Here is a 9,827-nt window from a genome sequence, read left to right on the forward strand (position 1 = left end):
TGGTGATATTATTCAAATAGTGGCCGATCGACAATGGGTAAGTTTCATGTATAGTTATCCAAACCTTATTCCATTGCCAGCTAACAAGGTTCAGGAGATGGCAGCTAAAGTCAGCGTTCTAAATTTTGACAGACTATATAATGCGTTTCATCGTGTCATTAAGGCAGATGCCCATCAGTCTGTTCAAAATTCCGCTAAGAGGTATATTGAGGCTTTGGAGGGAAAGTTGGTTAATATGTACATTTAAAATGAATATAGTGCCTGGTCGATAAAACCAGGCGCTTAAAGGGAGAAAGGGGACGGACCTTATGCTCCTTTTTCCGTGATTGTTTTTGAAAAAGGTACGTCTCTCTGCTTGAGTTTGTAGTAATGTGTTATAATGGTTATAACAATTATAACAAGGATGTGATCCTTTGGAACAATTCGAAAGAAAAGTGACTAAGATCGGAAATAGTTTTGGAATAACCCTTCCTATTGAATTACTCAAACAAGTAGGCTTAGAACATGGAGATGATGTTCAAGTTGAAGTGAAGGATGGGAAAATTGTTTTGAGAAAAAAAGAACAGGTAACACTTCCTGAAGGTGTTGATGCAGAGTTCATGGATATTTTAAATGATGTTATTAATGAGCATGACAAAGCATTTAAAGGGTTAGTGAACAGATAATGGATGAAGTCATCTATCTTACTACAAACCAATTGATTGCTATTAATACGGTACAAATTCGTCTATATTCCCCAGATGAACCACTAGGTGTAAAAGATCCAAACCTACTTGATTCAGCTATTAACCGCCCAAAACAATCAGTTTTTGGTAGTGATGCCTATCCAACTATTCACGAAAAAGCCGCCGCACTTTTTGAGTCAATTGCTAAGAACCATGCCTTCCACAATGCGAATAAGCGAACAGCCCTTGCTTCCTTAATTGTTTTTCTGAAAATAAACCATTTTCGTTGGACGATGGGAATTGAAGAAGAACAAGACTTTACAGTTGATGTTGTAAATCATAAATACACGTTTGAAGAAATTGTTTCAACAATTAAATATCATACCGAAAAACTATAAATCCATTCTCTCTTCAATTCGAGAATGGATTTTTGTTATTGTACCTACAAAAGTTTTTGAAAATTCGGGTGGGAGCAGTTCACGGATGCTCCTTTTTTCGTAATTGTTTTTGGAAGCAAAAGGTACGTCCCTCTGCTTCTGCAGCCCATTGAAACTAGAATATATTATTGTTAGTAACTATAATTATAGATTATCGGAACAGGAAGACTCTTCAGGTTCAGGCTTCTGAATAAGCGAGAGGTGGGTGTAGCGGAATGTGGAAAAGATTAAAAAGACTTCACCATTTGAATGGATATGCTACCTTATTTTTATTCATAAGTGGGATCTTGCTTTTCATTCCTTCATTAAGGGGGCCGTTGGCTTCGTACCGTGTCATGTTGAAGGATGCTCATATTTGGATCGGTTTTGCAACGGTTGCTTTCCTTCTGCTTTATCTCCGCTATTTTGCTTTCCATTACAAAGTCATAAAAAAACAACAAGGAAAGAAACGTAATCTTGCGATAGTTATTGGATTGATCATTGGCTGGATCATTAGCGGTACGGTGCTGACTTTTCAAAGGAGTCTTCCTGAAAACCTCGTCCAAGCTTCATTGATCGTACATGATGTATTCACCTGGATTGGTCTGCCGGTCCTCCTTTTCCACTCAGTCACTAGGTCAGGCTGGTTTCGGAAAAGATCAGATCAACTGCAAGAAAAAAAGAAAGAACTATATGCCCTCAGCCGCAGAGGATTTTTCAAATACGGAATTGTGACTTTGCTTGCGATCTTTTTGGGTCCATCTATTTATAAATGGCTTAAACAAGTGATGGATGATGGGGGATCGACACTGCAGGAGGTGGTGCTGAACAGCACAAATGAGCTCTCGCCCCTGCCAATTCCCGCCACGCAATCATCCCCTCCCATTGGTGGAGGGTATGAGGGCAAATTCCGTGTTTATACAGTAACGGAGACACCGGTTTTTACGAATGAAAATTGGGGTTTTACGATTGATGGACTGGTTGATGAACCAGTGTCGTTGTCATGGGAAGATTTCGTCAAATTGAAGAGGACAGTCCAGGTCAGTGATTTTCACTGTGTTACTGGCTGGTCCGTGCTTCATGTCACGTATGAAGGCATCCTGCTGAAAGATCTCATGAAGAAAGTAAAGCTGAAAGAGAACGCCTCCCACCTGAAGTTTTACTCGGGTGACGGTGTCTATACGGACTCCTTATCCCTTGAACAGGCAGCCTTGGATGATGTTATGGTCGCCGTGCTCATGGATGGAGAACTGATCCCGTCAGACTATGGTGGCCCCGTCCGGCTGATTGTCCCCAAAATGTATGCCTATAAATCCGTGAAATGGCTTGTCAGAATCGAAGCCATTGATCATGTACACGAAGGCTACTGGCAAGTGAGGGGATACGATACCGATGCATGGGTAGGATCACAAGAGACAACTTGAGCTTATCTTGTACAGAAAGATGGAGCTTGTATAAAAAAAGGCAGCAAACAGGGAGCAAGGGTGACACCTTTTGCTCCTTTTTCAATTGTTTTTGGGAAGCAAAAGGTACGTCCCAATGCTTCTTTTATTGCTACCGACTTTCATCGCAGTTAAACCGTAACGTTCTCATCCTACTAAAGCCCCTTGCAATTTTTCCTAAATCTTGTTATTCTTAGGTAGAATTATTTTTGTTCGGTGTAAAGTTCGACTCTTCGTTCTAATGATCACTTTGGGCAAGGATAGTAATACAATGTGCATTAGCACTAGGAGGCAACAAACATGGAACAAGGTACAGTTAAATGGTTTAACGCAGAAAAAGGTTTCGGATTCATCGAGCGCGAAGGTGGAGAAGATGTATTCGTTCATTTCTCTGCAATCCAATCTGAAGGCTTCAAATCATTAGACGAAGGTCAAAAAGTTACTTTCGACGTTGAGCAAGGTGCACGTGGACCTCAAGCTGCTAACGTTCAAAAAGCTTAATTTTGATATAGCATACAGAAACAGACTCCAAAAGGGTCTGTTTTTTTTATTTTCCAAAAATAACAGCAAATAAAAAACCCTACTCAACGAACGAGTAGGGGCATGGTACCGGTAAAGTAAAAAATTTAAAGCAAAAGGTTATTTACATTATAACACAACAATCTCATAATCAAATGATTAGCAGAAATTTAGCAAGTGCATGATAATGACAACATAGAAGGCACACAAATGGAGGAATGGATGATGAAATTTCCAAACGACGCGGATGGAGAAGCATTGCGCAGTTTGTTTAATGAAGGTGTCAGTTTTAAAAAGCCGCAGCCAGTCGAGTTTTTTATCGCTGTGCCGGATAAGGCAACTGGCGAGAAGCTTCTGCCTGTATTGAAGGAAGAAGGCTTTCATGGCTTACTCGAGCAGGATGATGAGACAGATGAGTGGGCTTGCATCTGCTCGAAAAGGATGCTCCTTAACCATAGCGAATTAAAAAAAGTGCAGGAAAAGCTGGATAAAATAAGCAAGCCATATGGCGGCCATTCTGATGGCTGGGGCGTATTTATAGATTAAAATTTAGGTGATGACATGCTTCATACTTTTATGGGTGAAACAATCCGGTATGATGTGATTTATAAAAATCGGAAAACAATCGGCATTTATATGGATTTGTACGGCCATGTCGAAGTCCACGCTCCTAAGGGGACCTCAGATGCAAGTGTGCTTCAAATCCTAGAAGGCCAATGGGACTTGATCTTGCAAAGGGCGAAGGAAATGAAAGACCGGGCCTCAGCCGGTAGGGAAAAAGAGTACGGACCAGGCGGACAATTTCTATATTTGGGCAGGCTCTATCACATTCTGATTTCACAGGATGAAGATATCGAAAAAGACAATGCCATGTTCGAGGCTGACAAGCTCCACGTATACGTGAAAGAGCAAAATGAAGAGAGCATCAAACAGGCTTTGAAGCGATTTTACTATCAGCAGTGCAAGGCATTAGTCGAAAAACGGGTTAAATTTCATCAAAGCGAATTCAAAATAAAGCCGCGCTCGATTCGAATCACGGACAGTAAGACGAACTGGGGAACGTGTGATTCCATGAGGAATTTGACATTCAATTGGAAGCTGTCCATGGCACCAATGGAAGTGATTGATTATGTTGTCATCCATGAAATGTGCCATATGGTCCATATGAATCACGACCGTTCATTTTGGCGGCTTGTCGGAAAAATCATGCCTGAATATGAACGGTATGAGCGCTGGCTCGCGGTGTCGGGGTGGAGGATGGAGGTTTAGTGTAGCGGGGGTGACAGGTCCTCTCAGCGGAGCAAAAAACTTCAAAAATATTATCCTTATACTAGTCCACGAAGGCTACTGGCAAGTGAGGGGATATGATACCGATGCATGGGTAGGATCAAAAGAGACAACTTGAGCCTAATCTTGTACAGAAAGATGGAGCAAACGCAGCAAACAGGGAGCAAAGGGTGACGGACCTTTTGCTTCTTTTTTTGTGATAGTTTTTGGAAGAGAAAGGTCCCTCTGCTTCTGAATCCATTATTTTGCTATGTTAATGGCGTAAAGCTTAAGCTCCTCATCGCTTTGAGGAAGAGTCACGTATCCTTCAAGTGCTAAACCAAGCTTTTCTAGGAGTTTTGAGGAGGAAGCATTGTCTTTGGTTGTAATGGCAACGATCCGCTCCAGATCAAGTTTGCGGGCATATTCCAATGTCCCTTTTGCTGATTCAAAGGCATATCCTTTTGATTGATGTTCCGCAAGAAAGGCATATCCAATATCGACATCCTCCAGCCCATCCCGTTTAATCAAACCGCATAAACCAACCGGCTGTTGGCTCTCTTTAAGTTCAACCATAAAAAGCCCGAACCCAACTCGTTCGTACATTTTTCTTGGCCCGGTCAAAATATAATTCTTAGCATCCTCAAGTGACCGAATGCCTTTATCTCCAATATAATTTATCCATCCTGGTTCATTCAGCAATTTAAAAATAAACTCTTGATCACTGACTTCTAGCCAGCGGAGTTTTAAACGTTCGGTTTCGAATACTAGCAAATGGCATACCTCATTTCAAAAAATAGTCCAGTATAGCAACATCTTATCATTATGCGACAAGGGGAAGGTTCCGGCGTCTCGTGAATTGTAAGAATTTAACCATGTAATCTTCGACATTTATCTTTGGATGGCAAGTCTTAACCAAGATTCATAAGGGTTTTTCTTAACTATTTTGGTTCCCGAATGATACTTGAGAACCGTCCCGGTGTCTCGCGATTTCTATTGTTTTTATTTTTTTCTAATTTTAAAGGAAAAGTAGTTGACACTAAAAATAAATTTATGATATTATTAAAAATTTGATAAAAAATAATATATATGTTAAGGTTAAGAAGGTTACCATATATGGAGGTGGATTATTTGTTTCAAATTGACGATACGATTGTTTATCCAATGCACGGAGTAGGTATTATTAAAGCCATAGAAGAAAAGGAAATCTCAGGGGAAAAACAACAGTATTATGTCATAAAAATGTTAATCGGTAATATGCAAGTCATGATTCCTGCGGGTAAAATATTGAATTCAAATATACGACCTGTTACTGACATAAGTGCAATTAAACACATCATTAACATTTTTCAACATGGAGAATCTGATCGATTACTTCCGTGGAAACAAAGGTATAAACTGAACGCGGACAAAATGAAAACAGGTAACATACAAGAATGTACTGAAGTTGTACGTGATTTACTGCGTATACAGAAAGAAAAAGTGCTTAATACAAGCGAAAAGCAAATGTTAGATAACGCACATAAATTTTTGATTAGTGAACTGGGATTAATTAAAGGGATTACTGATCATCAAATAAAAAGTTTCTGTTAAGGTTTCTTTCATACATTTTCCGAAAATATTCTTTTCCAAGACATTCAACTTCTCCAACTCACCTGTAGAGCATGAACCTCTTTTGTTTTTTCTACAATCTCATCCATTTTTATTACTTGAATTTCCTTTACGAACGTTTGAAGTTTAGTAGTCACTTGATTTTTGCAATCCTGATTCACACTGGCACGGACTAGGAGCCGTAAGGATGAAAGAGAGGTAGGGCTTTCATTGTTTTAGGGATATTATTTAAGTCATTATTTCAAAAAAACAATTAATCTCACCTTTGTCTTTAAGGATTTTTTGCATCTACGGAGACAGTGAATTGTAATTGTTTAGCTTCCTTATGTAAAAGAGAAAAACGAATTGATATCACCATATGGTTTACTACAAAAAGGGTTTCCAGACGAGGAAACCCTTTTTTATTTAAATAACAATAGTAATGATTACTGGTGATGATTTTAAATCCCTTGATGTGGGATGGTGATCACGTCCCCAAAACTGCAAGAACGATTCCTTACAACGCTTTTTTTATTAACTATGAGTGGGACGGAAGAACCGACCGTGTGTTTATCTGGATGAGACGACGAGGAAACTGATCGTCTGATCTGTACGGTTATACCAATAATGCGTTTCACTAGCTGAAAAAAACCAGGATTCTCCTTGTGGGAGCTCAATCATCTTTGTACCTATTTGCAACGTCAAAGTTCCTTCTATTACATAGACAAATTCATGCCCGCTATGTGAAAAGGGCTGTCCGTCACTTTGGTTTGCAGGGAGTGTGACGAGTATGGGATGAAATTCTGGGTTTGGGACTTGCTGTGTCAGGTCTTTATAATGGAATGAAGATTCACTCACAGGTTCATTATTACTTGGAAAAAAGGTACTTGGATTGACGCCAAGAACTTCGGATATTTTACGAAGGGACTCTAAAGTGACGCTGGACTTTCCGCGTTCAACTTGGGATAGAAAGCTAATGGACACACCGGCTCCTTCGGCGAGTTCTTTCAAGGTCATTTTTTTCTCTTTACGGATTTCTTTCAGTCGTACACCGATCATAAAACTCCCACCTTCCTAATTACTATTTTTATCTTAGAAGGAGATTGTGTCAATTTGAACAAAGTTGACAGAATATTAACCATTATCTAAAATCTAATTGAAGTACTACTTCAATTTTAAAAGAGGAGGAAGGGAAAATGCAACAATTGGATAAGAAAACGACCTGGCGTGTATTGATTGCCAGCCTTGTTGGCAGTTCCATTGAGTGGTTTGACTATTTCTTGTATGGAACGATGGCCGCACTTGTATTTAACCAATTATTCTTTGTCAACGAAGATGCAACAGTAGGCTTGCTTTTAGCGTATGCATCATTCGCACTTTCGTTTTTCATCCGGCCATTTGGAGGAATCATTTTTAGTCATATCGGAGATCGAATCGGCCGGAAAAAGACGCTCGTTTTAACACTGAGCTTGATGGGTGCTGCGACATTCGCAATGGGTATCCTGCCTACATATCAAGCAATCGGTGTAGCTGCACCGATCATTTTGATTACACTTCGTCTCATCCAGGGACTTGGAATCGGCGGGGAATGGGGAGGGGCTCTGTTGCTTGCGACTGAGTATGCTCCTGCAGAACGAAGAGGATTCTTCGGTTCTATTCCACAAATGGGTGTGACGATCGGAATGGTGATGGGTACACTCGCTCTTTGGCTCATGAGCTTATTGCCAGAGCAGCAATTCATGACATGGGGCTGGCGCGTGCCATTCATCTTTAGTGCATTGCTCGTGGTCTTTGGTTTATGGATCCGAAAAGGAATCGATGAGACACCAGAATTCAAGGAAGTTCAGCAAAAAGGTGAAATTCCAAAGCTGCCAATCGTCAATACACTTCGCTATTACTGGAAAGAAGTGCTGATCACCATCGGTGCGAAAGTGGTGGAGACAGCTCCATTCTATATTTTCAGTACGTTCATAGTTTCGTATGCGACAAGCACTCTAGGATTCAGTCGCTCCGCTGTGTTAGGTTCCGTTATGGTTTCAACCGTCATTACGACGATCCTTATCCCAATCATGGGAAGCCTGTCAGACCGCGTTGGCCGAAAGAAAATGTATATCGCCGGCACATTAGCTATGATGGCTTTCGCTTTCCCGTATTTCTGGATGATTCATCAAGGCAGTGTACTCATGCTGGTGTTGGCGACGATTATTGGCCTGGGGATCATTTGGGCTCCGATTACGGCAGTACTTGGAACCATGTTCTCCGAAATCTTTGATGCCAAGGTCCGCTATACGGGTGTTTCACTAGGTTATCAAATCGGGGCCGCAGTCGCTGGTGGGACAGCGCCACTCGTTGCCACTGCACTGCTCGCATCATTCGATAATTCTTACGTCCCAGTTGCACTCTACATCATGTTTACTGCTGTGGTGTCATTGATTGCCATCTGGGCAGTGAAAAGCCGCGTTGAACCAACTGTAATCACTGGTAAAATGAGCTCGGCCAAATAATTTGGCCGAGTTTTTACATAAGAAGGAGAGATTCTAAATGCTTATTCTGAACGAACAACTGATCCAATCGATTTATAAAATTGAAGATGCCATCCGAGATGTCGAAGCCATGTTGGTGGCCATTCATGAAGGACGTGTGGAAAATCCTCATCGTACAGTACTGAATGTCCCGGAACGCAACGGATCCGTACTCTATATGCCAAGCTCGGATGGAACATCCATGGCAGCGACCAAGATTGTCTCGATTTTTCCTAATAACAGCTCAGCTGATCTTCCGACCACACAAGGAGCCATCTTACTTACAGAACTACAAACAGGAAGACATATAAGCTTACTGTCCGCTTCTTATCTGACACGATTGAGAACCGGCGCATTAAGTGCCATTTCAGCCCGCCACCTTGCCAGGCCCGACAGCCAAGTGCTGACCGTCATCGGCACCGGCGGAATGGCATTCGAGCAAGTATTGGGAATCGTGAACGTGCTGCCGATTCAAGACATCTATCTAGTCAATCGTACCATTGATAAAACTTACACATTCGGCGAAAAGCTCAAAGAGGCAGGTATTATCGCTAAGATTCATACCGGAGTCGACCGGAACGAAGCCGTCGCTCAGTCCGATGTCGTTTGCTGTGCGACCCGCTCAACCGAAGAAGTATTTGATGCCGATTATGTAAAAGCAGGAACACATATCATCGGCGTAGGCAGTTACTTACCTGAAATGCGTGAAATCCCGTTAGGTGCAATTGAAAAAGCAGCATTAATTTATGCAGATGATTATGAGGGGATGAATGTCGAAGCTGGAGAATTCATTGACGCAGTGGAACGTGGGAAATGGTCATTTGAGAAGCTTTCTGGGACATTGGCTGAACTTCATGTGAATCCGGTGGAACGTGGAGTTGAGGATATTACTATATTCAAATCAGTTGGGGCGGCTCATTTTGATTTGGCTGTGGCGAAGGGAGTTTTTGAGAAGGCGGAGGAGATGAAGGAGGGTGAAAAAATCTTTCTATAGTATTTCTGGGACATAGGGGAGTATCCATGTCCCAGAATTTTTTGGTTTTGAGTAACCGAGTGTCAAACAAACAAATACATTAAAAGTACAACTGCAAAGCTTAGTACTTCAGCTTATTTCAATTCCTCAAAAGCCTGGAGATCGTCCCTGTATTTTTCTCTAATAAGTAATTTGGAGTAAATTAAAAGGAAATTTAATATCTTTATTAATTATGTCATTTTTTTTTATTGTAAGAAGGAATTTTTAAATTCATGTCGAATATTTAGTTTCTTGGAAGGATGTGGAATGGATGGTTAGTGTAGATAAGGTATTTGAAAATCACTCCAAGAGACAGAAATATCTTGGGTGGCGGGTTATTGTAATTATGTTTCTTATTCTTTTTGGGCTAGATTCTTTATTTGATACTAAAGATA

At 40.9% G+C, this 9,827-nt stretch carries 11 protein-coding genes and 1 pseudogene; 10 read left to right on the plus strand and 2 right to left on the minus strand.

Annotation, left to right across the window (positions count from 1 at the left end; genetic code table 11):
* From ACH0QE_RS11210 to ACH0QE_RS11240, 7 genes and pseudogenes are all read left to right on the plus strand, one after another.
* A pseudogene (locus ACH0QE_RS11210) lies at window positions 1-247 on the plus strand (hypothetical protein); the annotation flags it as partial.
* A gap of 166 nt (window positions 248-413) precedes the next feature.
* On the plus strand, window positions 414-665 hold the full coding sequence (locus ACH0QE_RS11215) for an AbrB/MazE/SpoVT family DNA-binding domain-containing protein (protein WP_415800761.1): 252 nt from the start codon (window positions 414-416) through the stop codon (window positions 663-665).
* Window positions 665-1,063 carry a type II toxin-antitoxin system death-on-curing family toxin gene (locus ACH0QE_RS11220; protein WP_415800762.1) on the plus strand — a complete coding sequence of 133 codons (399 nt, stop codon included), beginning with the start codon at window positions 665-667 and terminating at the stop codon, window positions 1,061-1,063. The genes ACH0QE_RS11215 and ACH0QE_RS11220 overlap by 1 nt, the downstream gene beginning before the upstream one ends.
* 254 nt (window positions 1,064-1,317) lie before the next feature.
* Complete coding sequence (locus ACH0QE_RS11225) at window positions 1,318-2,505, plus strand: molybdopterin-dependent oxidoreductase (RefSeq protein WP_415800763.1); 1,188 nt, start codon at window positions 1,318-1,320, stop codon at window positions 2,503-2,505.
* A gap of 318 nt (window positions 2,506-2,823) precedes the next feature.
* Entirely contained in the window at window positions 2,824-3,024 is a 201-nt protein-coding gene (locus ACH0QE_RS11230; RefSeq protein ID WP_026694123.1) for a cold-shock protein, read from the plus strand.
* A 240-nt stretch (window positions 3,025-3,264) separates the two neighbouring features.
* On the plus strand, window positions 3,265-3,588 hold the full coding sequence (locus ACH0QE_RS11235) for a ribonuclease E inhibitor RraB (RefSeq protein WP_415800765.1): 324 nt from the start codon (window positions 3,265-3,267) through the stop codon (window positions 3,586-3,588).
* Between the two features lie 15 nt (window positions 3,589-3,603).
* The gene (locus ACH0QE_RS11240; RefSeq protein ID WP_415800766.1) at window positions 3,604-4,311 is read left to right on the plus strand and encodes a M48 family metallopeptidase; all 708 of its coding nucleotides are present in this window, start codon (window positions 3,604-3,606) and stop codon (window positions 4,309-4,311) included.
* A 258-nt stretch (window positions 4,312-4,569) separates the two neighbouring features.
* Here ACH0QE_RS11240 and ACH0QE_RS11245 read toward each other — a convergent pair whose 3' ends face one another.
* The gene (locus ACH0QE_RS11245; protein WP_415800767.1) at window positions 4,570-5,082 is read right to left on the minus strand and encodes a GNAT family N-acetyltransferase; all 513 of its coding nucleotides are present in this window, start codon (window positions 5,080-5,082) and stop codon (window positions 4,570-4,572) included.
* Window positions 5,083-5,424: 342 nt separating this feature from the next.
* Here ACH0QE_RS11245 and ACH0QE_RS11250 point away from each other — a divergent pair, with 342 nt between their 5' ends.
* Window positions 5,425-5,901 carry a CarD family transcriptional regulator gene (locus ACH0QE_RS11250; protein ID WP_415800768.1) on the plus strand — a complete coding sequence of 159 codons (477 nt, stop codon included), beginning with the start codon at window positions 5,425-5,427 and terminating at the stop codon, window positions 5,899-5,901.
* Window positions 5,902-6,468: 567 nt separating this feature from the next.
* Here ACH0QE_RS11250 and ACH0QE_RS11255 read toward each other — a convergent pair.
* Window positions 6,469-6,957 carry a helix-turn-helix domain-containing protein gene (locus tag ACH0QE_RS11255; protein ID WP_415800769.1) on the minus strand — a complete coding sequence of 163 codons (489 nt, stop codon included), beginning with the start codon at window positions 6,955-6,957 and terminating at the stop codon, window positions 6,469-6,471.
* Between the two features lie 146 nt (window positions 6,958-7,103).
* Between ACH0QE_RS11255 and ACH0QE_RS11260 the strand changes: the two genes are divergently transcribed.
* Both ACH0QE_RS11260 and ACH0QE_RS11265 read left to right on the plus strand, forming a co-directional pair.
* Window positions 7,104-8,402 (plus strand): MFS transporter, encoded by a 1,299-nt coding sequence (locus tag ACH0QE_RS11260; RefSeq protein WP_415800771.1) that lies wholly within the window; start codon window positions 7,104-7,106, stop codon window positions 8,400-8,402.
* A 37-nt stretch (window positions 8,403-8,439) separates the two neighbouring features.
* Window positions 8,440-9,414, plus strand: a complete 975-nt coding sequence (locus ACH0QE_RS11265) for an ornithine cyclodeaminase family protein (protein WP_415800770.1) — start codon at window positions 8,440-8,442, stop codon at window positions 9,412-9,414.
* Window positions 9,415-9,827: the final 413 nt, after the last annotated feature.

The organism is Mesobacillus sp. (assembly GCF_047739415.1).
In the GTDB taxonomy this organism is placed as follows: Bacteria; Bacillota; Bacilli; order Bacillales; family Cytobacillaceae; genus Mesobacillus.

Bases quoted from the DNA above. Each gene is read 5' to 3' on its own strand.
- ACH0QE_RS11230 (WP_026694123.1), top strand. From the start codon at position 2,824: ATGGAACAAGGTACAGTTAAATGGTTTAACGCAGAAAAAGGTTTCGGA.
- ACH0QE_RS11225 (WP_415800763.1), top strand. From the start codon at position 1,318: ATGTGGAAAAGATTAAAAAGACTTCACCATTTGAATGGATATGCTACC.
- ACH0QE_RS11240 (WP_415800766.1), top strand. From the start codon at position 3,604: ATGCTTCATACTTTTATGGGTGAAACAATCCGGTATGATGTGATTTAT.
- ACH0QE_RS11250 (WP_415800768.1), top strand. From the start codon at position 5,425: ATGGAGGTGGATTATTTGTTTCAAATTGACGATACGATTGTTTATCCA.
- ACH0QE_RS11265 (WP_415800770.1), top strand. From the start codon at position 8,440: ATGCTTATTCTGAACGAACAACTGATCCAATCGATTTATAAAATTGAA.
- ACH0QE_RS11235 (WP_415800765.1), top strand. From the start codon at position 3,265: ATGATGAAATTTCCAAACGACGCGGATGGAGAAGCATTGCGCAGTTTG.
- ACH0QE_RS11255 (WP_415800769.1), bottom strand. From the start codon at position 6,957: ATGATCGGTGTACGACTGAAAGAAATCCGTAAAGAGAAAAAAATGACC.
- ACH0QE_RS11220 (WP_415800762.1), top strand. From the start codon at position 665: ATGGATGAAGTCATCTATCTTACTACAAACCAATTGATTGCTATTAAT.